The organism is Nesterenkonia sp. AN1 (genome assembly GCF_000582475.1).
GTDB classification, from domain to species: domain Bacteria; phylum Actinomycetota; class Actinomycetes; order Actinomycetales; family Micrococcaceae; genus Nesterenkonia; species Nesterenkonia aurantiaca.
This window is the reverse complement of the sequence record NZ_JEMO01000001.1, coordinates 233062-258083: the sequence shown is the minus strand read 5'-3', so window position 1 is coordinate 258083 and position 25022 is coordinate 233062. Positions and strand designations below refer to the sequence as shown.

At 68.9% G+C, this 25022-nt stretch carries 19 protein-coding genes and 2 pseudogenes; 5 read left to right on the top strand and 16 right to left on the bottom strand.

Annotation, left to right across the window (positions count from 1 at the left end):
* Positions 1-95: 95 nt before the first annotated feature.
* From BG28_RS01265 to BG28_RS01220, 10 genes and pseudogenes are all read right to left on the bottom strand, one after another.
* Positions 96-1649: a sodium:alanine symporter family protein gene (locus tag BG28_RS01265; RefSeq protein WP_133726474.1), complete on the bottom strand. Its 1554-nt coding sequence runs from the start codon at positions 1647-1649 to the stop codon at positions 96-98.
* 339 nt (positions 1650-1988) lie between these two features.
* Positions 1989-3509, bottom strand: coding sequence for an Asp-tRNA(Asn)/Glu-tRNA(Gln) amidotransferase subunit GatB (gene gatB, locus BG28_RS01260; RefSeq protein ID WP_036473307.1), 1521 nt, complete (start codon positions 3507-3509; stop codon positions 1989-1991).
* Positions 3510-3517: 8 nt separating this feature from the next.
* Entirely contained in the window at positions 3518-5077 is a 1560-nt protein-coding gene (gene gatA / locus BG28_RS01255; RefSeq protein ID WP_036473306.1) for an Asp-tRNA(Asn)/Glu-tRNA(Gln) amidotransferase subunit GatA, read from the bottom strand.
* Between the two features lie 8 nt (positions 5078-5085).
* Positions 5086-5382, bottom strand: coding sequence for an Asp-tRNA(Asn)/Glu-tRNA(Gln) amidotransferase subunit GatC (gene gatC / locus BG28_RS01250; protein ID WP_036473304.1), 297 nt, complete (start codon positions 5380-5382; stop codon positions 5086-5088).
* 177 nt (positions 5383-5559) lie between these two features.
* Positions 5560-6618, bottom strand: coding sequence for a hypothetical protein (locus BG28_RS01245; RefSeq protein ID WP_036473303.1), 1059 nt, complete (start codon positions 6616-6618; stop codon positions 5560-5562).
* A gap of 118 nt (positions 6619-6736) precedes the next feature.
* Positions 6737-7516: a protein phosphatase 2C domain-containing protein gene (locus tag BG28_RS01240; RefSeq protein WP_051500786.1), complete on the bottom strand. Its 780-nt coding sequence runs from the start codon at positions 7514-7516 to the stop codon at positions 6737-6739.
* A gap of 125 nt (positions 7517-7641) precedes the next feature.
* Positions 7642-8696 (bottom strand): annotated as a pseudogene (locus BG28_RS01235) (adenylate/guanylate cyclase domain-containing protein).
* Between the two features lie 508 nt (positions 8697-9204).
* Positions 9205-9780: a hypothetical protein gene (locus BG28_RS01230; protein ID WP_036473302.1), complete on the bottom strand. Its 576-nt coding sequence runs from the start codon at positions 9778-9780 to the stop codon at positions 9205-9207.
* A gap of 79 nt (positions 9781-9859) precedes the next feature.
* On the bottom strand, positions 9860-10879 hold the full coding sequence (locus tag BG28_RS01225) for a biotin--[acetyl-CoA-carboxylase] ligase (protein ID WP_051500785.1): 1020 nt from the start codon (positions 10877-10879) through the stop codon (positions 9860-9862).
* A 196-nt stretch (positions 10880-11075) separates the two neighbouring features.
* On the bottom strand, positions 11076-12116 hold the full coding sequence (locus BG28_RS01220; RefSeq protein WP_036473301.1) for an NAD(P)-dependent oxidoreductase: 1041 nt from the start codon (positions 12114-12116) through the stop codon (positions 11076-11078).
* Positions 12117-12295: 179 nt separating this feature from the next.
* Between BG28_RS01220 and BG28_RS01215 the strand changes: the two genes are divergently transcribed.
* From BG28_RS01215 to BG28_RS01200, 4 genes and pseudogenes are all read left to right on the top strand, one after another.
* Positions 12296-13879 carry an acyl-CoA carboxylase subunit beta gene (locus tag BG28_RS01215; RefSeq protein ID WP_036473300.1) on the top strand — a complete coding sequence of 528 codons (1584 nt, stop codon included), beginning with the start codon at positions 12296-12298 and terminating at the stop codon, positions 13877-13879.
* Between the two features lie 14 nt (positions 13880-13893).
* Positions 13894-14328 (top strand): acyl-CoA carboxylase epsilon subunit, encoded by a 435-nt coding sequence (locus BG28_RS14020; protein ID WP_051500784.1) that lies wholly within the window; start codon positions 13894-13896, stop codon positions 14326-14328.
* Entirely contained in the window at positions 14325-14969 is a 645-nt protein-coding gene (locus BG28_RS01205; protein ID WP_036473299.1) for a nucleoside triphosphate pyrophosphatase, read from the top strand. Before BG28_RS14020 ends, BG28_RS01205 begins: the two co-directional genes overlap by 4 nt.
* 91 nt (positions 14970-15060) lie before the next feature.
* Positions 15061-16934 (top strand): annotated as a pseudogene (locus BG28_RS01200) (biotin carboxylase N-terminal domain-containing protein).
* A gap of 249 nt (positions 16935-17183) precedes the next feature.
* Here BG28_RS01200 and BG28_RS01190 read toward each other — a convergent pair.
* The 6 genes from BG28_RS01190 to BG28_RS01165 form a co-directional block, all read right to left on the bottom strand.
* A complete protein-coding gene (locus BG28_RS01190) occupies positions 17184-18326 on the bottom strand; it encodes a mannitol-1-phosphate 5-dehydrogenase (protein WP_036473297.1) in 1143 nt (380 codons plus the stop codon).
* 132 nt (positions 18327-18458) lie between these two features.
* Positions 18459-18905, bottom strand: a complete 447-nt coding sequence (locus tag BG28_RS01185) for a PTS sugar transporter subunit IIA (protein ID WP_036473564.1) — start codon at positions 18903-18905, stop codon at positions 18459-18461.
* 95 nt (positions 18906-19000) lie between these two features.
* On the bottom strand, positions 19001-20488 hold the full coding sequence (locus BG28_RS01180) for a PTS mannitol transporter subunit IICB (RefSeq protein ID WP_161634777.1): 1488 nt from the start codon (positions 20486-20488) through the stop codon (positions 19001-19003).
* A 96-nt stretch (positions 20489-20584) separates the two neighbouring features.
* A complete protein-coding gene (ptsP, locus tag BG28_RS01175) occupies positions 20585-22243 on the bottom strand; it encodes a phosphoenolpyruvate--protein phosphotransferase (protein ID WP_036473296.1) in 1659 nt (552 codons plus the stop codon).
* Positions 22243-22515, bottom strand: coding sequence for an HPr family phosphocarrier protein (locus BG28_RS01170; protein WP_036473294.1), 273 nt, complete (start codon positions 22513-22515; stop codon positions 22243-22245). Before BG28_RS01170 ends, ptsP begins: the two co-directional genes overlap by 1 nt.
* Positions 22512-22859, bottom strand: a complete 348-nt coding sequence (locus BG28_RS01165) for a PTS sugar transporter subunit IIB (protein ID WP_051500783.1) — start codon at positions 22857-22859, stop codon at positions 22512-22514. Before BG28_RS01165 ends, BG28_RS01170 begins: the two co-directional genes overlap by 4 nt.
* Before the next feature lie 139 nt (positions 22860-22998).
* Here BG28_RS01165 and BG28_RS01160 point away from each other — a divergent pair, with 139 nt between their 5' ends.
* Complete coding sequence (locus BG28_RS01160; protein WP_036473561.1) at positions 22999-24930, top strand: transcription antiterminator; 1932 nt, start codon at positions 22999-23001, stop codon at positions 24928-24930.
* Positions 24931-25022: the final 92 nt, after the last annotated feature.

Below are 25022 nucleotides of genomic sequence, written 5' to 3'. Positions count from 1 at the left end.
ATGCGGGCATGAGAAAGCCCGGTGGCCCCTCTCCCCTCGAGAGGAACCACCGGGCTTCATCGTTCATCGCGACGTGTCGCGAAGAGCTGCTGGGATCAGCGGCGCTCTGCCAGCTCGTGGGGCAGCGGCTCCGGATCCTCCAGCAGACGACCCGCCTTGCGGTCCGCCAGGTACTGCTTCATCTCTTCCTTGACCTTCGGCGCCAGGATGACCAGGCCGATGACGTTGATGAAGATGCACATGAACAGCGCCGAGTCGGCGAAGTCGAAGATGTTCTGCGTGGAGACCAGGCAGCCCAGGACCACGAGGGTCAGTGCGATGATCCGGAAGATCGTGTCACCGACCTTGGTGGTGCCGAAGAGGTGCCGCCAGGCCTGGATGCCGTAGTACGCCCAGGTGATCAGTGTCGAGAAGGCGAAGAGCAGCACAGCGACGGTCAGCACGATGTTGAAGCCGGGCAGGAACGAGTCGAAGGCCGCCGAGGTCAGGCCCACGGGGTTCTCTGCGCCACCGGCGTCGAGTGCTTCCTGGTACTCGGGGGTCCAGGCGAAGATGATGACCAGTGCGGTCATGGTGCAGATCAGGACCGTGTCGATGAAGGGCTCGAGAGCAGCGTTGAAGCCCTCGGAGATCGGACGACGCGTCTTGACTGCGGAGTGGGCGATCGGGGCCGAACCGATGCCGGCCTCGTTGGAGAAGGCTGCGCGGGTCACACCGATGATGATCACGCCGAGCACGCCGCCGGAGATGCCCTCCGGGGAGAAGGCGCCGCTGATGATCGCGCCGAAGGCCTCGCCGATGTTGGAGAAGTTCACCCCGATGACGATGAGGCAGGCCACCACGTAGATGATGGCCATGGCGGGAACCAGCTTGGCGGTGACCGCACCGATGGACTTGATGCCGCCGATGATCACGATGCCGACCAGTCCCGCGAAGACCAGGCCGAAGATCAGTGCGGCGAGGTCCGAGCCGAAGATGCCGTCCTCTCCGCCGGTGGCGGCGCGCAGCTGACCGAAGGCCTGGTTGGACTGGAACATGCCGCCGCCGACGACGCCGAAGAGCATGATGGCGATGGCGAAGAGGCCGGTGATGATGGCCACGGGGATACGGCCGAGCTTGTGGTAAGCGACCTTGAGGTACTGGAAGGGTCCGCCATGGACGATCCCGTTCTCATCGATGTAGCGGTACTTCACGCCCAGCGTGCACTCGACGAACTTGGTGCACATGCCGAAGAGACCGGCGACGATCATCCAGAAGGTGGCGCCGGGGCCGCCGAGTGAGACTGCGGCGGCCACACCGGCGATATTGCCGAGACCCACGGTCGCCGAGACCGCGGAGGTCAACGCCTGGAAGTGCGAGACCTCCCCCGGGTCCTTCTCGGTGGTCCACTTGCCGCGGAGCACCTCGAGGCTGACCTGCGGCGTGCGGAACTGGACGAAGCCGAAGTAGATCGTGAAGCCGATGGCCGCCAGGATGGACCACAGCACCACCACCGGTGCGTCGAAGTCGCCCAGCGGGACGGTGGCGAAGATGATTCCGGAGAAGAACTCCGTGATGCCGGCGAACCAGCCGTCCACGGTGTTGGCGGCCCCCTGCAGCGCGGATTCCTCCGTGGCTGCCGCCGAGATGTATGCACTCATGGTGCTCATGTGATTCCCTCACTCGATGATCGGTGCAAAGCGCGTGTGATGTGTTGGTGCAAAGCGCGTGCGATGTGACGGTCCGAGGTCAAGCCTCGGGTTGCGCAATAATCTACTCCCCCACTGTTACCACCAGTTTGCGACACGCAATGATTGTGTATCGAGCATGTTGCCAGGTGGTGGAATATTGCACAAGAGAGAATTGTGCCATAGAACACAAAAACGGCCCAGAATCGCGCTCAGGGAGCGGATTCCGGGCCGTCTGTCAGGGTTTCGGCGGTGCGCCGGCGCAGCTGCGGCGCCGCGATGCGGCAGGGCAGCTGCGGCGCCGCGATGCGGCAGGGCGGTTCAGCCCTCGATCCCCAGCTTGGCCAGCACGATCTCGCGGACCTTGCCGGCGTCGGCCTGACCGCGGGTCTCCTTCATCACCGGACCGATGAGCGCCCCGATGGCCTTGAGCTTGCCGGCGGCGATCTTCTCCACCACGTCGGGATTCTCTGCCATCGCCTTCTCCACCGCAGCGGTGAGCGCACCGGAGTCATCCGAGACGACCTCCAGTCCGCGGGCGGTGACGATCTCCTCCGGGGTTCCCTCCCCGGCGATCACGTGCTCCAGGACCTGGCGGGCGATCTTGTCATTGATCCGACCCTGGGTGATCAGCCCGTTGAGCGCGCTGATCGTGACGGGCTCCACGCCGAGGGCGGCGGGTTCGAGGTCACGGGCGTTGGCCAGCCGTGAGATCTCCCCCATCCACCATTTACGGGCCACGCTCGGGGAGACCCCGGCGGCCACGGTCTCGTCGATCTCATCGAGCAGACCGGCGGCGACCACGTCACGGAACTCCTGCTCGGAGAAGCCCCATGCGGCGAGCAGTCGACGCTTGCGATCGGCGGGGGGCTCGGGCAGCTGCGCACGCAGCTCCTCGACCCAGGCCGCGGTGGTCACGATCGGGACCAGATCCGGCTCCGGGAAGTAGCGGTAGTCGTCCGCGTCGGACTTCGGGCGGCCCGAGCTGGTGGTGCGGCTGCCCTCCTGCCAGTGCCGGGTCTCCTGCACGATGGTGCCGCCGGCGGCCAGGATCCCGGCGTGGCGGCGCATCTCGTAGGTGACTGCATGCTCCACGGCGCGCAGCGAGTTCACGTTCTTGGTCTCCGAGCGGGTGCCGAAGGTGGTGGTGCCCTTGGGCATCATCGAGACGTTCGCGTCGCAGCGCACATTGCCGCGCTCCATCTTCGCGTCGGAGATGTCCAGGCCCTTGACGATGTCGCGCACCGCCGAGACGTAGGCCCGCGCGAGCTCCGGCCCCCGTGACCCGGCACCGACGATGGGCTTGGTGACGATCTCCACCAGCGGAATCCCGGAGCGGTTGTAGTCCACCAGGGAGTAGTCAGCGCCCTGGATCCGTCCGGAGGTGCCGGCGTGGGTCAGCTTGCCCGCGTCCTCCTCCATATGGGCGCGTTCGATCTCCACGCGGAAGACCTCACCGTCGTCGAGCTCGATGTCGAGGTAGCCGTCGAAGGCGATCGGCTCGTCATACTGCGAGGTCTGCCAGTTCTTCGGGGTGTCCGGGTAGAAGTACTGCTTGCGGGCGAAGCGGCAACGTTCGGCGATCTCGCAGTTCAGCGCGAGGCCGAGTTTGACCGCGTACTCCACGGCCTTGCCGTTGACCACCGGCAGGGTGCCCGGGAGTCCCAGGCAGACCTCGTTGACGTTGGTGTTGGGCTCGTCGCCGAAGGCGTTGGGCGCCGAGGAGAACATCTTGGTCTTGGTGTTGAGCTCCACGTGGACCTCGAAGCCGAGCACCGGGTCGAACCTCTCCAGTGCCTCCTCGAAGCTCAGCGGGGACGCGTCGGTCAGCGTGTCAGTCATGTCTTCCTTCACTTCCCGGCGGCGTGGGCCGCCGCTTCCGCAGTCTCCGCCAGCTCTGGGGCTTGGGCCCAGAGTGGTTCAGCGTCCTGGGTCAGCAGCTTCTCCAGCGCCGCGCCGGCCCGGTAGACCCGGGCGTCCTCCCGGATCGGGGCGAGGAACTGGATCCCCACCGGCAGGCCCTCGGAGAGTCCGCCGGGCACCGAGAGGCCGGGGATCCCGGCGAGGTTGGCGGGGATCGTGGCCACATCGTTGAGGTACATCGCCAGCGGGTCGTCGTCCTTCTCCCCCAGCGGGAACGCCACGGTCGGCGAGGTCGGGGAGATCAGCACGTCGGCCTTGGTGAAGGCCGCGTCGAAGTCCTGCTGGATCAGCGTGCGGACCTTCTGGGCGGACCCGTAGTAGGCGTCGTAGTAGCCCGCGGAGAGCGCATAGGTGCCCAGGATGATGCGACGCTTGACCTCGTCGCCGAACCCGGCGGCCCGGGTGGAGCCCATGACCCGTTCGATGGTCAGCGGTCCGACCTCAGGCAGCACCCGGGTGCCATAGCGCACGCCGTCGAACTTCGCGAGGTTGGAGGAGGCCTCCGAGGGCATGATCAGGTAGTAGGCACCCAGCGCGTACTCGAAGCTGGGGCAGTCGACCTCCACGATCTCGGCGCCGGCAGCGCGCAGCGCGTCCAGGGCCTCGTGGAAGCGAGCCAGCACGCCCTCCTGGTATCCCTCGCCCTGAAGCTGCTTGATCACCCCGACCCGCAGACCCTGTACCTCGGCGCCGCGGACGGTCTCGGCCAGGGCCGGGACCTCTCCGGTGAGCGAGGTGGAGTCCTTCGGATCGTGTCCTGCGATCAGCTCGTGGAGCAGCGCGGCGTCTTCGGTGGTCCGGGCCACCGGGCCGATCTGGTCCAGCGAGGAGGCCATCGCGATGGCCCCGTAGCGGGAGACCGCTCCGTAGGTCGGCTTGCCCCCCACGGTCCCGGTCATCGCGCCGGGCTGGCGGATCGAACCCCCGGTGTCGGTGCCCAGTGCCAGCGGCGCCTCGAAGGCGGCGACCGCGGCCGCGGAGCCACCACCGGAGCCCCCGGGGATCCGGCTGATGTCCCAGGGGTTGCGGGTCACCCCAAAGGCGGAGTGCTCGGTGGAGGAGCCCATCGCGAACTCATCCAGGTTGGTCTTGCCCAGGATCGGCAGCTTCGCAGCGCGCAGCTTGGTCACCACGGTGGCGTCGTAGGGGCTCATCCAGCCGTCGAGCATCTTGGACCCGGCGGTGGTGGGCTGCCCCTGCGTGACGATCAGGTCCTTGACCGCGATCGGCACCCCGGCCAGCGGATGCAGGGCCTCAGCCTCGGCGCCGCCGGCGGCACGGATCGCGTCGACTTCGGCGGCGGTGCGCAGCGCCTCCTCCGCGGAGACGTGCAGGAAGGCGTTGATCCCGCGCTCGCCGCCGTCGACTGCGGCGATCCGGTCCAGGTGCGCCTGGGTCAGTGCCACGGAGGTGATCTCCCCGGCGCGCAGCTTCGCGGCCATCTCGGCGGCGGTGAGCCGGATCAGCTCATGGGTGTGGGTGGTCATATCGGGGGTCACTCCTCGTCCAGGATCGCCGGGACCTTGAAACGGCCGGCTTCAGCGTCAGGTGCATTGAGCAGCGACTGTTCAGCGGTGAAGACATGCCCGACCTCGTCCTCGCGGAAGACGTTGGTCAGCGGCAGCGGATGACTGGTGGCGGGGATCTCGCCGGAGACGGCCTCGGAGACGGTCGCCATGGAATCCACGATGACGGCCAGCTCCTGCGCCATCTTCTCCAGCTCCTGCTCAGTCATGCTGATGTGCGCAAGTTTTGCAAGATGCTCAACGTCTGCGCGCGAGATCTCAGACATGCAGCTCCCTCGGGGATCGGTGGTGGATGAACTCGGTCCAGTCTATCGGCCAGCAGGACGACGGCGGCCGCCCACCGGTGAAGGTGGCGGCCGCGTCGGGGCGCCGGGCTGATCATTCGATTCGACCGATGACTCGGTCAAGCTGGTCAGCCAGCCGGGTATTGCTGGGGTGTCTGCTCAGTCGGCGACGTCCTGGACCGGGGCCTCATAGCGCAGGACCGCGGCCACGGCGTCGGAGACCGGGGCGCCGACCAGGCCGAAGGAGGCACCACTGGCGGAAGCGTCCGCCAGCAGCTGGTCCTCGCCCTCGGCGCGCTCATCCTGGCGCAGCAGAAGCGTGTCCACTGCGCCGAGCCGGATGGCCGCGCGGATCTCCTCGACGCCCTCCGCGGAGCGACCGTGTCCGGTCGCCTCGCCGTAGCGATCGGTCTGCTCGTTGCCGCGCTGGATGACGACGCGGCGAGCGATCACGGTCAGCTCATCGCGGAGCGCCTGCTCGGTGCCTTCGTCTGCGTTGCCGGCGGGGATTCCGCCGCCGGTCTCGGCCTCGACGGCGAGCTCCTGGAGCGCCTTGGGCAGCTCCTCATGCAGCGCTCGACGGCCCTGGGTCTCGCCGGCGACCACGATCACGTCCGGGTTCCAGGAGTCTGCAATCTTGGCGACCCGCTGGGTGATGTCCCGAATGTTCTGCGTGGCGGCCTCGTCGGCGGAGCGCTGGATCTGCTTGTGGCTCAGTGCACCCTGGCGGGGCTTGTGCACCGACTCGACGCTGCTGCCCTGGACCGACTCCTCTTGCGCCGAGGCGAGCAGCTCCTCGCCTGAGACGACCAGGCGGCGGATGAGGGCCTGCTGCTGGTCAGCGATGACCACCAGCATTCGGGCGGCTCCGAGACGGTGGCGGACATAGTCGCCGAGCTGCGGCGGCTCGCCGACCGTGGCCAGGTCCCCGGAGCCCTGGGCGGCGTCGAAGTGCTCGTTGAGGACTACCCGGGTCTGATCGGCCACGAGAACGCGGCCCTCGGTGTGGACCTCGGTAGGTGCTGGTCCGGTGACGGCCTCATCGAGCTCGGTCAGCGCGACATCGGGGGTTCCCGCGTCGGCCAGCTGCGCGCGAAGGTCCTGCCAGCGGAGCCGAAGCTGGTCCTCGGCGTCGGCGGCGGGGGAACGTGCTTCAAGGTAGACGGTGGCGAACGGGCCCTGGGCCTCGTAGACGCCTCGGAGATTGGTCAGCTGCAACTGTGCTCCTTCCTGCGTCCGACGACGGCGGAGACTCTGCTCCAGATCACCGTCCGACGCGAGCTGTTGGTGGCAACAGGTGACTGTCTCCGACGCTATCCATGCCGGAAAGTCGCGGTCAAACGATCTGTTCCTGCACATCCACCACGACGACGGTGACGTTGTCGCGGCCACCGGCGCGCAGCGCCTGGTGGACCAGCCAGTCCACGGTGTCCTGGGCGTTGCGACCGGCGCCGAGGATGCGTTCCATCTCGGAGTCGTTCAGCTCTCCGCTGAGTCCGTCGGAGCAGATCATCAGCCGCTGGCCGGCGCGCACCGGGGAGGTGAAGTAGTCCGCGTCCCACATGTCTCCGGCGCCCAGGGCGCGGGTGATGACATTGCGCTGCGGGTGGGTGTGCAGCTCCTCGGCGGTGATCAGGCCGGATTCGAACATGTCCTGGACCTGGGAGTGGTCGCGGCTGAGCTGCCGCAGCTGGGACTGCTCGAAGAGGTAGGTGCGGGAGTCCCCGATGTTGAAGACGATCCAGTTCAGTCCGGCGCCCTCTTCGGCCAGCAGCGCCCCGGAGACGGTGGTGCCGGCCTTGGAGTCGGTGGCCTCGCGGATCCGCTGATCGGCCTCGGCCAGAAAGGACTGGATCTGGTCCCGGGCGACGCGTCCTTCGGCCCGGTTCCATCCATCGGCGAGGGTCTGCACCGCGAGCGCCGAGGCGACCTCTCCTGCCTCGTGGCCACCCATGCCATCGGCCACGGCGAAGAGCGTGTCGGTGATCACCGAGGAGTCTTCGTTGAGTTCCCGGCGCAGGCCCACATGGGACCCGTATCCATAGTCGAGGTAGAGGCCTGCGGGCGGGGTCTGCTGCTCCCGGGGTTCCTCTGGACCTTCTGCGCTTGCTGCCACATCACCATCTTGTCACGGGGCCGGTCGCTGTGGTGACGGTATGGCACGTTTCGCGCCACCCGGGCACCGCTCGGGCACGGCTCGGGCGTCGCCGTCGTGAGCGCTGGCTCTCGGCGCGGGTCGGCTCAGCGGCCCTCGGTGACGATCCCGGCGCCCTGGCCGCGCAGCAGCATATTGGGCTGGACCTCGCCGAAGCCGCGCACGATCCGGGGCGGCTGCGGCACCAGCAGATAGTCCGGGTTGGACTCCAGCGTCTGGGCGGTGACCTGGTCCACCAGGATCGTGCCCGGGTCCGCCAGTGAGGTGAGCCGGGCGGCGAGGTTCACCGTGGGTCCGTAGATGTCCCCCATCCGGGAGAGCACCCGCCCCCAGACCACGGAGACCCGCGCCTCGGGCAGCACGTCGTCGGCGGCGATGGACTCGGCCAGGGCGAGCGCGATCTCCGCGCCGGCCTCGGGGGTCTCGGCGTTGTAGAGCACCTCGTCCCCGACGGTCTTGACCAGCCGGCCGCCGCCGATGGAGATGATCTCGGCACACTTGGACTCGAAGTGCTGCACCATGTGGGCCAGGGTGCGCTCGTTCATCTGCCGGGAGAGCGAGGTGTAGGAGACCAGGTCGGCGAAGCCACGGCGCGGGCCAGCGGCAGCGCGGCGTCGTCCTCGGCGCCGGTGCGTCCGTGCGCGGTGGCGGCCAGACCGGATTCGACCCGGACGGTGAGCCGCTGCAGGGCCGCCGAGAGCTGGCGGCGCCAGGTGTAGCCCATGAGCTTCTGGATCGGTTCGATCAGCTGGGGCAGCGTCTCCACGACCTGGGTGCGGGCCACGGCGTCGGAGAGCTGGCCGTTGGCGATCTTGTCCTCCACCAGCGCCTCGATCTGCCAGACCACCATGCGGTCGGTCATCTGACCCACCGAGCGGGTCAGCGAGATGGCGGTCTCCTCGTTGAGGTGCCCGTCGCGGACCAGCTCGATCATCGTGGCCAGCGCCTCGACGTCAGTCTTGGTGAACGCCTTGACGTCGTCGTCGAGGTTGGGGAAGCCCAGCGCCCGCCAGAGCCGGCGGGCGGATCGGGTGGAGACGCCCAGCTGATGCGCCATCTCCCGGTAGGTCAGGGTGCGTTCGGCGCCGAGCAGCCGGTGCTCCAGCTCCCGGATGGTCCGGTGCCATTCCCGCTGCTCCATGCTCGGGATCGGGATCGCGGCGGTCTCCGGGGCACGCTCATGCCCGGTGGGCGCCGTGGCGCTCTGACTGGTCGCGGCGGCCCCGGCGCTCTGGAACTGGGCGTTGCGCGCGTCAGGCGCCTCGCGGTCCGCGCGGCTGGTGCTGCGGTCGGCCAGGCCTTCAACGGGGACGGCGACGTCGGGGCCCTCAGTGATGCGGCTCTCCCCCGCCTCCTGCAGCACAGTCTGGCGGACCCGGCCCTGCAGCCGCGGGGAATTGAAGTCAGACCAGTCCTGGCGGGCGGCTTCGAGCTCGGCGGCGGAGTAGTGTGCCGACACCTCGGCGGGCAGCTCTTCGGCTCCCGCCGCCTCGGCGGAGCCGGCGGCCTCCGGGGTGAGACGGGTGGGCTCACCGCTGAGCTCGAGTCCGCGGCTGGCTCCTGGAGGCGTATAGCGCACCGCCCGCCATGAGGCGTCGGTGTCTTCGCCGCCGAGGTAGACCGGTCCGCGGTCGGTTCCTGGCGGGTTCTCAGGCATAGTGCGCCTCTCCGTATCCTCCAGGAGCGGGAGCCTGGTTCGCGTACTGCGCGGCGACGTGACGACGGTATTCGCCCAGCTCCTCAGCGATGACGGTCTGGAAGTGCGCGGCGTCGGGCATGTTGGACAGCCGGGTCCGCTGGTGCTGGCCGTAGGCGCCGTGGAGCAGGACCAGGTCCCCGGCCTCGGACATGGACTGGATGCGGGACTGCTTGAGCTGCACCTCGGAGAGCAGGCCCAGCGGCACGACGCTGGCCTGGGCGGCCCCGAGCAGGTTCTTCTGCACCAGGCGATGGCTGGTCAGGTAGGTCATACGGTTGCCCCAGCTCAGCAGGGGCTTGAGCGTGCCGAATGCGAGCGCGAGGAGCCCGCCGGCCCAGATCAGGAAGACCCCGATGTGCTGGTAGTGCTCGACGAACGCGGGCTGGTCTGCCCGGGAGATGTAACCCAGCAGGAAGCTCATCACCATCACGGTGACGAGCAGGTTCAGCAGGGCAGGCAAGAGCGCGCGGTGGTGCGCGCGGGTCCGGATGACCACCTGTTCGCCGTCGACCAGCTTGAGCTTCATCGTGAGCCACAGCCTCCTGCCGGTCTTCGTCCACGCACCCCAAGCCCAGGGCGCGCCAATTCGTATGCGGTCTGCCGGGTCAGTCTACCGGGGGTCGCTGGGCGCCAGCCCGGTCGGCCCGGAGATGGGTCACGTCGCCGGCGGAGAAGGCCTTGAGCTCGGGCATGCAGGGCTGCCACCCCTGCTCGGCGGTGGCACGCCGGGCTGTGACCTCGACCTGGAGTGCACCCTGGGAGGTCAGCCGCTGCGCGACTCCGCGCTCGGCGCTGCCGTCGGGGAGCTCCACACGGACCTGTTGGCCCAGGGTGCTCAGCACCCGGGACACCATGGTGACCAGCACCTCCGAGACCGTCTCGGGAGCCCGTCGCGCAGCCGCTTCCACGGGGCCCAGGAGATTCGCGAAGCGCTCCAGGAAGCAGCACAGCAGCTCGGTGCGCAGCGCCCCCGGCTCCTGGCTCTCCGGTTCCTGGTCACCAAGTCCCTGGCCACCCGCAGCGAGCCCCGGGTCCAGCCGCCCTGCTGCGCGGCGGCGCAGTTCGATCAGCACCGAGGTGGAGTTCTCGATGGGCAGCTGTTCGGGCGTGAGCAGCACGTTGATCCCGACTCCCAGCACGACGGCGCCCGGCGCGGCGGGGCGACCGGTGACGGCGGAGGCCAGAATCCCGCTGATCTTTTTCTCCGGCCCCTCGGCCTGGGTCACCTGCACGTCATTGGGCCACTTGAGCACCGCGCGCTGGTCCGCGGTGTCGAGTCCGAAGTCCTGGCGCAGCGTGTCCACCAGCGCCCGACCGGCGAGCATCGAGAGCCAGCCCAGATGTTCCACCGCCAGCTGTGGGCGCAGCACGATCGAGGTCGAGAGCGAAGCCCCCTTCGGCGAGCTCCAGGCGCGTCCCAGCCGGCCCCGACCTCCGGTCTGCTCCTCCGCGGTGAGCACCGAAAGGTGCGGCCACGCCGTCGGAACCTGCCGCTGCGGCGGCGTGGCCGACTGCGAGTCCGGCTGCGCGTCCGAGTGCGCGTCCGAGTGCGCGTCCGGCTGCGCCGGCGACTCGGCGGCGAGTGCTCGAGTCAGCCATTCATTGGTGGAACCGACGGACTCCACCCGTTGGATCCGCGCGTAGCTCCTCCGGCCTCGCTGAGGAGTCGCCGGGCGAGAAGTGCGTCGTCGAGTGGTGGCAGTGCGGCGGTCATGAGCCCAGGCTAGGCCACCGGTCTTGGGCTCGCCGCGCAGCTTCGGTGCAGCCGTGGTCGCAGCCGCGGTCGCAGTCGCTGTCGTGGTCGCAGCCGCGGTCGCAGTCTCAGAGGAAGGCGTCGGGGATCAGCTCGGCCTCGGGGTCCACCGCATAGTCGGTGAAGTCCTCGATGCCCAGCTGGCGCAGCACCTGCTCGTCGGTGAGGAAGGCCCCGCTGATCGGGTGCGGCGTCCCATCGGCTCCGGGGGTGTTCACCTGCCCGGAGAGCAGCGCGACAGCGGCGTCAGCCACGATCTCCACGCGACGGGCCCCACGGATCATGGTCTCGCCCTGCTCACCGGCGAGCGCGGCGAGATTGCGGATCGCCGCGGTGTCGATATAGGTGGCGGGCCAGAGCGAGTTCACCGCCACGCCGTCGGGCTCCAGCTCTGCTGCCAGGCCCACGGTGGTCATCGACATTCCGTATTTGGACATCGTGTAGCCCAGGTGCCGGCCGAGCCAGACCGGATCCAGGCCGGCAGAGCTCAGCGCCAGCGGCGGGGAGAGGGTCAGGATCTGCGGGGTGAAACCCGGCTCAGAGCCTGCCGAGGAGGCAGTGTCCGCTGCTGCGCCCTCCGCGGCGGCCTGGTGCTTCGCGGCGCTGGTGCGCAGGTGCGGGGCGGCGGTCTTGGAGAGCAGGAAGGTGCCGCGGACGTTGATGTCGTGCATCAGGTCGTAGCGCTTCATGTCCAGCACCTCGGTGGGCGAGAGATCGATCGCGGAGGCGTTGTTGATGACGATGTCGATCCCGCCGAAGGTCTCCACGGTGCGCTCCACGGCGGCGAGCACATCCTCGTCGCGGCGCACATCGCCGACCACGGCGAGTCCCTGGCCGCCAGCCGCACGGATGTCCTCGACCGCGGTGTGCACGGTGCCGGCGAGCTTCGGGTGCGGGGTGTCGGTCTTGGCCAGCAGCGCCACGTTCGCGCCGCGGGCGGCCAGGGCGACCGCGATGGCGTGTCCGATGCCGCGGGACCCGCCGGAGATCAGGGCGGTCCGCCCCTTGAGGTTCCCGGCGCGCCCGGCCAGTTTGGTGGCTGCGGCCGGTCTGGTAGCCGATGCAGGGTCGGTGGCGGTCGCGGGGTCAGGAGATGTGAACTGGGTCATAGCAGCACCCTACCGGTGAGTAACCACGGGTGGAAGCGGGCAGCTCCGTCCAAGCCTGCAAGTCCGGGCCGGCTTTTTGTAGAGAGTCCACAGCGGAACCACCCTCTGGCGTGGATAGACTGGCCGCTGAATTGTGGACTTCCTCCAGCCTGCGATCGGAAAGGTGCCACCGCGCAGCCATGACGTCAGATCTCACCACCACCGCCGGCAAACTGGCCGACTTCCGCCGGCGACGCGACAAGACCCATGCCCCTGCCGGGGAGGAAGCCGTGGCCAAGCAGCACAGCCGCGGGAAGAACACCGCCCGGGAGCGCATCGACATGCTCCTGGACCCGGACTCCTTCATCGAACTCGACGCCATGGCGGTGCACCGCTCCACCTCCTTCGGGATGGAGACCCGCCACCCGCTGGGCGACGGCCTGGTCTCGGGCTATGGCACCATCGACGGCCGGCTCGTCGCGGTGTACTCCCAGGACTTCACCGTCTTCGGCGGCTCCCTCTCCAAGGTCAACGGCGAGAAGATCGTCAAGGTCCAGGAGTTCGCCGCGCGCAACGGCTGCCCGGTGATCGGGATCAACGACGGCGGCGGCGCGCGCATCCAGGAGGGCGTGTCCTCGCTGGCGATGTTCGCCGACATCTTCCGGAACAACGTCCACGCCTCGGGCGTGGTCCCGCAGATCACCCTGATCATGGGCCCTGCCGCCGGCGGCGCCGCCTACTCCCCCGCGCTGACCGACTTCGTGATCATGGTGGACAAGACCTCGCACATGTTCATCACCGGACCCGACGTCATCAAGTCCGTGACCGGTGAGGACGTCGATATGGAGACCCTGGGCGGAGCGCGCTCGCACTCCACGGTCACCGGCACCGCGGCCTATATGGCCTCCGACGAGGCCGACGCGGTGGAGTTCGCCAAGGAGCTGCTGGAGTTCCTGCCGCTGAACAACCTCGCCGAGGCGCCCATCGAGGACCATGAGGAGCGGCCCAAGATCGAGGCCGGGGACGAGGCGTTGAACGCGCTGATCCCAGACTCCTCCTCCGCCCCCTACGACATGCGGATCTTGATCGAGCAGATCCTCGACGAGGGCCATTTCCTGGAGCTGCAGAGCCTCTACGCGCCCAACGTCAGCATCGGCTTCGGCCGGGTGGAGGGCCGCTCGGTCGGGGTCGTGGCGAACCAGCCCACCCAGTTCGCCGGCACCCTGGACATCGCCGCCTCGGAGAAGGCCGCCCGGTTCGTCCGCTTCTGCGACTCCTTCAACATTCCGATCCTGACCCTGGTGGACGTTCCGGGCTTCCTGCCCGGCACCGACCAGGAGTTCAACGGGATCATCCGGCGCGGGGCCAAGCTGCTCTACGCCTACGCCGAGGCCACGGTCCCGAAGATCACGGTGATCACCCGCAAGGCCTTCGGCGGCGCCTACATCGTGATGGGCTCCAAGAAGCTCGGCGCGGATGTGAACCTGGCCTGGCCCACCGCGCAGATCGGCGTGATGGGCGCCCAGGGTGCGGTGAACATCCTCTACCGCCGCGACCTGGCGGCGGTGGAGAAGTCCGGCGGGGACGTGGAGGGCCGTCGCAGGTCCTTGATCGCCGACTATGAGGCCGAGCTGCTCAATCCCTACCAGGCGGCCGAGCTGGGGTACATCGATGCGGTGATCGAACCGGCGGAGACCCGCTGGCAGATCGCCAACGCGCTGCGCGCCACCCAGCACAAGCGTGAGGCGCTGCCGGCCAAGAAGCACGGAAATATTCCGCTCTAGAAGGGCTTCAGACCATGACCCACGCAACTCTGAGCACCGACCCGCTCCCCGAGACCGACGCGGCGGCCATCGACTCGACCGACCCGTTCGGGACGGTGGCGGCGGTCGGTTCCGCGGCGCCCGCCGAGGGCGAGCCGGGCTCTGAGAGCCGGCAGGACTCTGAGACCGAGTCGGATTCCGACGCGTCGGATGCCGGCGCTGAGGCGGATCTCGAGGACCCGACGGGTCCGGAGGGCTCCGACCTGCAGCTGGCGGGGGGCTCCCTGACCGATGAGGAGCTCGCCGCGGTGACCGCCGTGCTGGGCACCCTCGCCGGATCCTCGGGGGTCGAGCACAGCGGCGCCGGCAGCGCCGGGCCCAGTGACCGCACCCTGCAGCGACGCCGTCGGCTCGGCCTGTGGGGGCGCCCGGGGCCGGACTCCTGGAAGCACGCGGCGGGCCTGCGATGACCCGCCTGATCCTCGGCTCCGCCTCGAGCAGCCGTGCCCGTATCCTGACCCAGGCCGATGTGCGCTTCACCGTGCGCGTCTCCGATGTGGACGAGCCCGCCGCCGTGGCCGCCGCCCAGGAGAAGCTCGGCGACGAGCAGCTCAGTCCGGCCCTGGAGGCCCAGCTGCTGGCCGACCTGAAGGCCGCCGCCGTCGCGAACCTGCCTGGCATCAACAGCCGGCCCTCGGTGATGGTGCTGGGCTGCGACTCGGTCTTCGAGCTCGACGGGGCCAGCTACGGCAAACCCTATGAGGTCGACGTGGCGGTGCAGCGCTGGAAGCAGATGCGCGGACGCACCGGGGTGCTCCACACCGGCCACGCCCTGGTCGACGCCGCCACCGGCGCCCGAGCCCAGCGCACGGTCTCCACCCGGGTCAGCTTCGGGGAGCCCACCGACGCCGAGATCCAGGCCTACGCGGAGTCCGGGGAGCCGCTGACCTGTGCCGGAGGCTTCACCATCGACGGTCGCGGCTCAGCCTTCGTGGACCGCATCGAGGGGGATCACCTCTCCGTCATCGGAGTCTCCCCGGCGGCGCTGCACTCGATGCTCGCCGAACTGGGCCATTCCATCATCGACCTGTGGTCTCCGCCTCCGCGGTGAGCCACACCTGAGACATCCCAGGGGCGGTACTTCCCGCGCCTGCAGACCCACCGATCCAAGGTGGGTGACAGCGAAAGCAGAGAGAGGAACCATGACCGAGTTCACCAAGGTCCTGATCGCCAACCGCGGCGAGATCGCCGTCCGCGTGATCCGAGCCGCCCAGGACGAGGGGCTGGCCGCCGTCGCCGTCTATGCCGACCCGGACCGTGACTCGGTGCATGTGCGCATGGCCGACGAGGCCTACGCCCTCGGCGGTGCCAGCGCCGCCGACAGCTACCTGAGCATCCCCAAGATCCTCGCCGCGGCCCGCGCCACCGGCGCCGACGCCGTGCACCCGGGCTATGGGTTCCTCTCCGAGAACGCCGAGTTCGCCCGGGCCGTGATCGACGCCGGGCTGACCTGGATCGGGCCCCCGCCCAAAGCCATCGACACCCTCGGGGACAAGGTCTCCGCGCGGCAGCTGGCCGAACGGGTCGGCGCGCCGCTCGCACCGGGAACCAAGGAACCGGTCAAGGACGCCAAGGAGGTCATGCGCTTCGCCGAGAAGCAGGGGCTGCCGCTGGCCATCAAGGCCGCCTACGGCGGCGGCGGACGCGGCATCAAGGTGGTCCGCGAACGTGACGAGATCGCCGAGCTCTTCGAATCCGCGGTACGTGAGGCGGTCTCCGCCTTCGGCCGCGGCGAATGCTTCATCGAACGCTTCCTTGACTCCCCGCGCCACGTCGAGACCCAGTGCCTGGCGGACGAGCACGGCAACGTCGTCGTGATCTCGACGCGTGATTGCTCGCTGCAGCGGCGCAACCAGAAGCTCGTCGAGGAGGCTCCGGCGCCGTTCCTGACCCGGGCGCAGAACCGGCAGCTCTACCGAGCCTCGAAGGCCATCATGCGCGAGGCCGGTTATGTCGGCGCCGGCACCTGCGAGTTCCTGATCGGTCAGGACGGCACCATCAGCTTCCTGGAGGTCAACACCCGGCTGCAGGTCGAGCACCCGGTCTCCGAGGAGGTCACCGGAATCGACCTGGTCCGGGAACAGTTCCGGATCGCCCGCGGCGAGCGCCTGGGCTACGAGGACCCCGAGATCCGCGGACACAGCATCGAGTTCCGGATCAACGGCGAGGATCCGGGCCGGAACTTCATGCCCGCACCGGGCACCCTGGAGACCTTTGACCTGCCGCACGGACCCGGGGTCCGAGTGGACTCCGGCGTACACGCCGGGGAGACCATCTCCGGGGCCTTCGACTCGATGATCGCGAAGGTCATCATCACCGGGGCCACCCGGGAGCAGGCGCTGCGCCGGGCCCGGCGCGCGCTGAAGGAGATGAAGATCGAGGGCATGCCCACGGTGCTGCCCTTCCACCGCGCGGTGCTCGAGACCCGGCCTTCGCCCCTGAGCTGGCTCCGGCCGCCCAGCCCGCCTCCGCAACTGGTGCCACGGCAGGCTCCGGCAGCCCGGTCTCCCAGGCCGCCGAGCGGCTGGCTCGACGCCGGGCGCCCGCCCCGGAGAGCTTCCATGTGCACACGCGGTGGATCGAGACCGAGTTCAACAACCAGATCCCGCCGTACAACGCGCTGATGGCGCACCCGGCCCATGACCACGAGGAGCCGCGCGAGTCGGTGGTCATGGAGGTCAACGGCAAGCGCATCACCGTGAACCTGCCCGCCGCCCTGGCCGGCGGCAAGCTCGGCGGCAAGCCCGCCGGGGGCAAGAAGCGGCGCAAGGCACGAAGCAGCTCCGCCGCTGCGGTCTCAGGTGATGACCTGACCTCACCGATGCAGGGCACGATCGTGAAGGTCGCCGCGAAGGACGGCTCCAAGGTTGCCGAAGGGGACCTGGTTCTGGTGCTGGAGGCTATGAAGATGGAACAGCCGATCACGGCGCATAAGGCCGGCCGGCTCAAGGGGCTCAAGGCCAAGGCCGGGTCCACCGTGACCGCCGGCCAGGTCGTGGCCAGCATCGTCGACTGAGCCTCCCCCGCGCCCGTACCGCGCCCGCGATCCGTCCCGCCGCACGATCCGTCCCGCCGCACGATCCGTCCCGCCGCGCGATCCGTCGCATGTCTTTGCCAGGTCCCATCGCTATTTCCGTCCAAAGCGATGGGACATGGCATAGGGATGCGACAGCCGCGGGAGAGGGTTCGGAGAGGCCGCGGGAGACGCTGCGGGAAAGGATGCCGGAGTCCGAGCCGGAGTAGGACGCGCCGCGCGGCCCCGCCGCTAGCGCTGCCGCGCGGCGACCAGCTCGCGGACCCTGCTGTAGAGCGGATCCTCCGACCGCAGCCCGGTGACCTCGGTGGTCAGTGCGTCGGCGTCGAGCTCGGTCAGCAGCTTCTGCAGCTGCTGGGTCTGCTCATCGGCAGCGGACTCGAAGTACAGTGCGGCCTCCACGACGGCGAGCAGCCCCGCCACGCTCAGACCGCGTTCCTCGGCCTCCGCCGCAGGACCGACGAGCCGTTCGTTCCGGGAGAGCTTGCGCAGCGGCTGCCGGCCCACCCGGTCCACGGTGTCGGGCAGCTCCGGATTGCGGAAGCGCTCCAGGATGGTCTCACGGTAGGCCGCCATCTCCTCGGCCGCGAAGCCGTGCTTGGCCACCAGCAGTGCCGAGGTCTCCTCCAGAGCCGCCCGGACTCCGGCGAGGACGGTCTCATCGGCCAGCGCCTCGGCGATCTTGCTGCGCCCCGCACGGAAGCCCAGGTACGCCGCGGCGGCATGCCCGGTGTTCACGGTGAAGAGCTTGCGCTCGATATAGGGCCCGAGGTGCTCCACGAAGTGAGCTCCCGGGATGTTGGGCCGGTCGGCACCGAAGGGACCGGCCTCGATGGCCCATTCATAGAACGGCTCCACGGTGACGTCGACTCCCCCGGCGGCGGGCTGTCCTGGGACGATCCGGTCCACCGCGGTGTTGGCGAAGACCGCCCGGGCGGAGAGCTGCTCCCACTGGTCCCCGGCGAGCTCCTGCACGTGCCCGCGCAGGGTATCGGTGGCGCCCAGCGCGTTCTCACAGGCCATCACCTGCAGCGGCTTGGCCTCGGCGGGACGCTGCAGCAGCCCGGCGAGGATATGCGGGGCGATGAACTTCAAGATCGCAGGGCCCACCGCGGTGGTGACCACATCAGCCGAGGCCACCTCGGCGGCCACCGCCTGGGGGTTCTCCGCGCTGTTGATGGCCCGGAAGTTCGTGACCTCCCGGTCCACGCCTCCGGCTCCGACCTCATGGACGGTGTAGCTGCCCGCGGCCGTGAGCGCGTCCACCAGGGGTGCGGCGACGTCGGAGAAGACCACCTCGTAGCCTCCCTCGTGCAGCAGGGTACCTACGAAGCCTCGACCGATGTTTCCAGCGCCGAAATGGACTGCCAGCATGTTGACTCCCGAAGATTGAGTGCTCAGATTCATGTCGTGTGTACAGATGCGAAGGGGGTGCGCCCCCGGGTGACCCGGCGTGACGCACCCCTTCGGCTCAGCTGGTGCTCGCAGGCACCTGTGTCAACGGCCTCAGCTCGCGTTGACCGCCGAGAGCAGCTCCAGCAGCTCCTCCTCGGAGGAAGCCCGCTTGAGCTTGGCGACCTCGGCGTCGTCGGAGAAGAGCTCCGCGATCCTGGAGAGGATCTCCAGGTGCTCGTCGCCGACCCCGGCGATGCCGATCACGAAGGTGACCTTCTCCCCGGACCAGTCCACGCCGCCGTCGTAGCGGGTCACCGACAGGGCCGAGGCCAGAATCGCTGACTTCGCGTCGTTGGTGCCGTGCGGGATGGCCAGCTCGTTGCCCATGTAGGTGGAGACCGTGGCCTCGCGCTCCTTCATGGCCGAGAGGTACTCCCCGGTGACCGCGCCGGCCGCGCCGAGGATCTCGGCGGCTTCGGTGAGCGCCTCGTCCTGGCTGGCGGAGCCGGAGTGGATCCGGACCTGTGAGCGGGTGAGGATCTGTGCCTCGCTGCGCACCCGGGTGTCCGTGGCGACGCCCCCGGCGGAGGACTCGCCTGAGTCCGCGGTGTCATCGGCGTCGGACCCTGAGGCCTTCGCCTCGCTCTCGCGGATCAGCGTGACGACGTCGTCGTACTCCGGGGCGTCATGAAGCTGTCCACGGAGACGTGCACCGCTTGAGGCTCCTTGGCTCGTGCTCGATCTGTGAGCTGCTGCTGGGTGATGACCAGGTCAGCGTTGCCCGGCAGCGAGGCGACGGCCTTGTTGGTGACTGTGACGCCCTCGATGCCAGCGCCGATGATCTTCTTGCGCAGCACCGAGGCGCCCATGGCGGAGGAGCCCATTCCGGCGTCGCAGGCGAAGATCACGTTGGTGATCTTCTGCGCCGGGACCTGAGTCGCAGCGGAGAGGTTCGCCAGATGCGAGGAGGACTTGCCCTTATTGGCCTCGGTCTTGGCCACCGCGGCGGAGAAGCTGTCCACAGCCATCTCGAGGTCGCGCTTGCGACTGGAGAGCAGGATCGCCGAGGCGACGGCGAAGGTCACACCTGCGGAGAGGATCACGGAGAGGATGACACCCACGTAGGAGTCCGATGCCGTCTGCAGCAGCACCGCGAAGATGGAACCTGGCGCAGCCGGGGCGCGCAGGCCAGCGTCGAAGACCATGTTGGTACCCACGCCGGTGGCGCCGCCCGCGACGACTGCCAGCAGCAGCGCGGGCTTCATCAGCACGTAGGGGAAGTAGACCTCGTGGATGCCGCCGAGGAACTGGATCAGGATCGCGCCCGGAGCCGTGGCCCGCGCGACGCCGGTGCCGAAGACCGTGAAGGCCAGCAGCACACCCAGGCCTGGACCGGGGTTCGCCTCGAGCAGGAACAGGATCGACTTGCCGTTCTCGGCGGCATCGGCGATGCCCAGCGGGGTCAGTACGCCGTGGTTGATGGCGTTGTTCAGGAAGAAGACCTTAGCCGGTTCGATGATGACCGAGGTCAGCGGCAGCAGGTTCGTCTCGATGAGCCACCGCACCGCGTTGCCCATGACCTCCATGAACGCATTGATCACCGGGGCGAGCCAGTAGAAGCCAGCGAGCGCGAGCAGGAATCCGCCGATGCCGGCGGAGAACATGTTGACCAGCATCTCGAAGCCGGATTTGATCTTGCCCTCCCAGAGGGCGTCGAGTGCCTTGATCGCGTAGGCGCCCAGTGGGCCCATGATCATCGCTCCGATGAACATGTGCACCTCACCCAGTTCGTCAGCGCCTTCTGCGAGGCCGGCGTTGAACTGCGCGACGATGAAGTCGGAGCCGGCGATGACACCCATGGTGGCGATCGCGCCGACCACGGCGCCGCGGGTCTCGTAGATCATCCGTCCGCCCTGCATGGCGATCAGGATCGGCAGCAGGTAGTGGATCATCGGTCCGACGATCATGGCCAGACCCTCGTTCGGGAACGGACCGACGTCGATGAACAGCGCGGTGATGATGCCCCAGGCGATCAGCGCCGGGATGTTGGGCATGATCATGCCCGATAGGAATGAGCCGAATCGCTGGACGGCCACACGTGCGCCGCCCCGATCCTTCGTCTCAGCTGACACCGTTGTCATGACGGAGCCTCTTTCTTATGGTGACGCCCCTTGTGGTGCGTCCAAGGTGGTGGCCCCTCTGCTGAGGGACCAGATAGGAGTGATTCAGCGGGTGGTTCAGGACTTCTGCGCCGCCCCCTGCGCGGCTTCCCGTGCCTGCGCAGCGGTGGCGGCGGTCAGCGCGGCGGCTGCGATGCTGCGCGCCTGCTCCAAGGTGTGCAGCTTCAGCTCGGCGCGCACCTCGGCGAGCGCGGCCGGAGACATGGAGAGCGTGTTCACGCCGAGCCCGACCAGGACGACGGCGAGCAGCGGGTCCGCGGCGGCCTCGCCACAGACTCCGACCGGCTTCTCCGAGGCGATTCCCGCCGCGCCGACCTGGCGGATGAGCCGCAGCACCGCGGGGTGCCAGGGATCCTGCAGAGACGCTACGGAACCGAGCAGCCGGTCGGCCGCCATCGTGTACTGGGTCAGGTCGTTGGTGCCGATCGAGGCGAAGTCGGTGCGCGAGAGCAGCTCATCGGCCATCAGCGCGATGGAGGGAACCTCCACCATGACCCCTGCGGTGGCCAGACCGTGCTCCTTGGCCAGGGCGGTGAACGCCTCGGCCTCCTCCACGGTGGAGACCATCGGAGCCATCACCCAGACATCGGCCTCGGTGTTCTCCTGGGCCTGGGCCAGGGCCGTGAGCTGGTCGCGAAGGATCTGCTCATTGGCCATCAGTGCGCGCAGTCCGCGCAGGCCCAGTGCCGGGTTCTCCTCAGGTGCGTCGTTGAGGAAGCTCAGCGGCTTGTCAGCACCGGCGTCGAGGGCTCGGACCACGACCTTCTGGCCCGGGAAGGCCTCGAGCACCGACTGGTAGGCCTCGCGCTGCTCTTCCACCGAGGGCGCCTCGTCGGCGCTGAGGAACAGGAACTCGGTCCGGAAGAGCCCCACGCCTTCGGCGCCCAGCGCCACGGCCTTCTCGGTGCTCTTGGCGGAACCGAGGTTCGCCAGCAGCGGCACCGCGGTGCCATCTGCCAGGGCGCCGGGGGTGATCGGCGCCGCGGCCTGTGCCGCATGTGCCGCGCGGCGGGCCTGGGCCTCGTCGAGCTGATCCTGGGTGGGATCGGTGATCACGGTGCCTGATTCGGCGTCGACGATCACCTGCTGGCCCTCGGTGAGGCTCCCGGCCTCGGCGACACCGACGATGGCGGTGATGGACTTCTCGCGCGCCAGGATCGCGGTGTGCGAGGTGGGACCGCCCTGGATGGTCACCAGGGCCTGGACCTGGTCCAGGTTCAGCAGCGCGGTGTCCGCCGGGGCCAGGTCCTCGGCCACCAGGATGAACGGGTGGCCGGGGTCTGGCACGCCGGGGGCGGGGAGCCCGCGCAGGCTGGCGATCACTCGCTGGGAGACGTCGGAGAGGTCTGAGGCGCGCTCGCCGAGATAGCCGCCGAGCTCCTCGAGCGTGGCGCGGAACTCGGCGAAGGCCTCGTGCACGGCGTACTCGCCGGTCTTGCCCGCCTGCAGCCGGGTCGCGACCGCGTCATGCAGTGTGGGGTCCTGGGCCATCATGGCCTGGGCCTCGAGCACATCGCGTGCCATGCCGCCGGCGGTGCGACCGCGGGCTTCGAGCTCGGCGGCCACCTCGGCGACCGCCACCTGCACACGCTGCGTCTCAGCCTCGGTGCTGAGCGCGGAGGCTTCATCGGCAGGTGCTGGCGGAGGAGGGGACATCCGGGCCACTGGCCCCGCGGCGATGCCCCTTCCAACGCCGATTCCGGAGAGCTCCGGCATCAGGAGGCCTCGTCGTGGTCGGTGGTGAGGAACTGCTCCAGGCTGTCCAGGGTCTGCTCCTCGTTCTCGCCCTCGGCGGTGAGCAGCACCTGGTCATCGCGCTCCACGCCCAGCGAGAGCACGCCGAGGATGCTGGCCGCGTTCACGGACTTCTCGCCCTTGGCGATCGTCACCTGGGCGCCGGAGGCCTGGGCGGCCTCGACGAACAGCTTGGCCGGACGAGCGTGCAGTCCCTGGGAGGAGGCGACGGTGACAGTGCGAGTGGAGCTCATGAGAGTCCCTTTCGGGTTGATGCGGCGGCAGCCGCGTCGGGCATGGGGAAGACCTCGAGGATCAGCGCCAGAGCGCTGGTGCCCTCGAGGTCGGTGTAGATGTCTTCAGGAAGGAGCCTCACCACGGTGCCTGCCGGCGCGGTGAGTCCTCGGATGTCCTCCAACGAGTCCGCGAGGTGCGGGCCGAGCAGGATCAGATCAGCGGAGTCGAGATCATGGAGCAGGGAGGCCTGATTCCCGGCGCGCACCGCGTAGGGGACGCCGGAACGGCGCATCGCCAGCTTCAGGCGCTGCGCCACGAAGGTGCTGGACGCACCAGCACCGCAGACCACCAGGATCTCCATTGATCACACTCTCCTTCCTCCTCGATTGTGCAGTGATTCAGGGCACACTGCACCGGTCTGGGGCTGAGAGTTCTTTCCGCTGGGGAGGAAAAACCGGTGCCTCGAGATGGCCGCCCGGTAAGGTTTGAGCGTGGACCGGATGAGCAAGCGCCAGGAGCAGCTGATCAATCTGCTCCTGCGTGAGCCCGGGTGGATCACCGCCGGCTCGCTGGCTGACCTGCTCGGCGTCACCCCGCGCAGCGTCCGGTCCTATATCGCGCAGCTCAATGCACGCGCCCCCGCTGGCGCCCCTGCGGCGGATTCACAGACGGCTCCGATCGAATCCGGGCCCGCGGGATACCGAGCGGACCGGGCCGCGCTGGCGGCGCTGCGCAGCGACTCCGGCCGCGCATCGACCCGGGACCGGCTCCACGGCTTGGTGCGCGAGCTGCTCGAGGCGCAGAACGGGGTCGATCTGCGCCGCACCGCCGAACGGCTCTACGTCTCCGTGGCCACGGTGGAGGCCGATCTGGTGCGGGTCCGCGAGCTGCTCGTGGGCACCGGCAACACCGTCCAACGCTCAGGCTCGCGTGCGCTGCTGGTCGGCGATGAGCTGGCCCGGCGCCGGCTGGTCTCGAAGCTCGCGCACGAGGAGATGGAGCACGGTTCCTTCGACGGCGAGGGCCTGCGCCGCGCGGCAGGGCTGGGGTCGCTGGAGGCGGAGGCCTTCGGTCCGTTCAAGCGCGAGCTGGCGACGCAGCTGGCCGAGCAGGGTTACTACGTCAACGAGTTCGCCTCCACGGACGTGGTGCTGCATGTGGCGATCGCGGCAGATCGTGTCAGTCACGGCCACCCCTTGGCGGGCACCCACCTCGAGCCCAGCGCCCAGCAGGAGCGGCTGGCCGGCGTCGTCGGGAAGCTGGCCTCGGCGCATTTCGGAGTGAGTCTGGGGCAGGGCGACCTGCAGCATCTGGCCTCGCTGGTGCTGACCCGGGTGGTCGCCTCGGACGGCAGCGCCGGCACCGAGGTGCCGCTGGATGCCGAGGTGGAACGGGCGGTGATCCGCGCCGTGGGCCACGCCGCGGAGGAGTATCTGGTGGACATCGCTCACGAGGACTTCATCCGTCGGCTGAGCCTGCACGTGCAGAACCTGGTCCACCGGGCACGGGAGCAGGCGTTCTCCCGCAATCCGCTGACCAAGTCGCTGAAGTCCACCTATCCGATGATCTTCCAGGTCGCGGTCTCCATCGCCAGCGATGTCTCAGAGCAGCTGGACGTGCTGATCCGCGAGGATGAGATCGCCTATATCGCCATGCATGTGGGCGGCCGGCTGGAGCGCAGCCGCCGCACCGAGGCCGCGCTGACCGCGACCATCGTGTGTCCCGGCTACTACGAGCTGCATGACCTGCTGCGCTCCCGGCTCGATGAATCCCTCGGTCCGGGCATCGAGGTCACCGCGGTGGAGACCCGGACCGATCCAGACTGGGCCGGAATGGACACCGATCTGGTGCTGACCACGATCGAACCGCCGGTGCCCGATGAGCGCACCGTACAGCTGGCCCCGTTCATCACCGACGCGGATATCCAGCGCATCGCCGCGGTGGCCTCGAAGCGGCGCCGCACCCGGCGGCTCACCCGGCTGCGCGGAGAGCTTGAGCGCTATTTCAGCCCCGACGCCTTCATCCGCCCGCTGAAGGCCAAGGATGAAGAGGACGCGATCCGCCAGCTCAGCGCCCCGCTGCTCGCGCAGGGCATCATCGACGAGGACTATGTGCGCGGCACCATCGAGCGCGAACGCCTCTCCTCCACCGCCTTCACCGAATCGCTCGCGGTCCCGCACGCACTGACCATGACCGCTCGGCGCACCGCGCTCTCCATCGGGATCGCCGAGGGTTCGATCCGCTGGGGCGAAGGACGGATCCAGGTCGTGGCCCTGGCGGCGTTCTCCGAGTCCGAGCGCGATGCGTTCCAGACCGTCTTCGAACAGCTCGTCGAGGTGCTCAGCGAACGCGACTCGCTGCAGCGGATCCTGCGCCGAGGCACCGACTTCGGCGGATTCCTCGACGAGCTGGTCGCCGTCATCGACGGCTGACCCGGCTCTTCAGGCTCGGCCGGCTCGACGGCTCGACGGCTGACCCGGCTCGTCAGGCTCGTCAGGCTCGTCGGCTCCTCGGGCTCGTCCAG